Source organism: Streptomyces lonarensis (assembly GCF_012033735.1).
Lineage (GTDB): Bacteria > Actinomycetota > Actinomycetes > Streptomycetales > Streptomycetaceae > Streptomyces > Streptomyces lonarensis.
On sequence record NZ_JAAVJD010000481.1, the window covers coordinates 1 to 1,007 of the forward strand.

Here is a 1,007-nt window from a genome sequence, read left to right on the forward strand (position 1 = left end):
CGGCCGACCGGCATGCGGTCGGCCGCCGGGGGACGCACCGGGCGGGCCCGGGCGTCAGACGTCGGCCGCGGCCTCCTCGTCCTCCGCCGGCTCCTCGCCGTCCTCGGCGGGCTCGGAGGCGTCCTCGGCATCGGCGTCGTCGGTGCCGCCCGCGTCGTCGTCCTCCTCGGGGGCGGTGGGTGCCGGGCTCTGGCAGCCCTCCTGGCGCGCCATCGCGTCGCCGAGGTCGCCGCTCTGCAGCTCGCTGAGCGCCTCGTCGCCGGACTGCCCGAGCTCGTCGAGCTGGCCGACCATCTCCCGCAGCCCCTCGGCGAAGGCGGCGCGGTCGGAGGTGTCGAGCGCGTCGCTCGCCTCCTGGAGGCTCGTGTAGGACTGGGAGAGGCCGTTCAGCTCCTCGACGGCGTCGCTGCGCAGCTCCTCGCCGTCGTCGACCGGCGGGTCACCCGCGTCGTTGACGGCCTGCGCCAGGGAGTCGAAGGCTGCCGCCAGCTCCCCGTAGGAGCTGGAGTACACCTCCTGCACCTCGGCGGGCTCCTTGCTGCCCTCGCTCGCCTCGGCCAGCGCCTGGTTGGCGGCTTGGATGCGTTCCACCTGCGGCTGCACCTGGTCGCAGACGTTCTTCGCCCACGCCTCGGTCTTCTCGCCGCTGTCCTCGCCGCACCCCGTCAGCGCGAGCGCGAGCATGGCGCAGCCCGCCACCGTCGTCGCGAACCTTCTGTTCACCGTTGTCCGGTCCCTTCCCAGGCGATGGCCCCCACGGGGCGCTGGCCACCGGCCCCGGGCGGGCCGGCCGCGGGGGACGTGCCGTCGTCGGACAGCCGCGTGCGGCCGTGCGGCGGGCCCCTGGTCACGGTGGATGGCGACCGGTCGTCGCCCACCGTGGCAGGACGTCGGGCGCCGTCGGCCCCGCGACCCTCCCGCTACCGGTGCTGCCGCGCGGGCGAGGCGTGTCCCCGGTTCGGGAACCTACCGCAGACGGAAGGGCGGTGTGCCCCGGCACACCGCCC

General features: G+C 76.1%; 1 protein-coding gene. It reads right to left on the minus strand.

The genetic code is table 11. The features are described from left to right. Positions 1-54: 54 nt before the first annotated feature. Complete coding sequence (locus tag HCN56_RS25660) at positions 55-723, minus strand: small secreted protein (protein ID WP_209313204.1); 669 nt, start codon at positions 721-723, stop codon at positions 55-57. Positions 724-1,007: the final 284 nt, after the last annotated feature.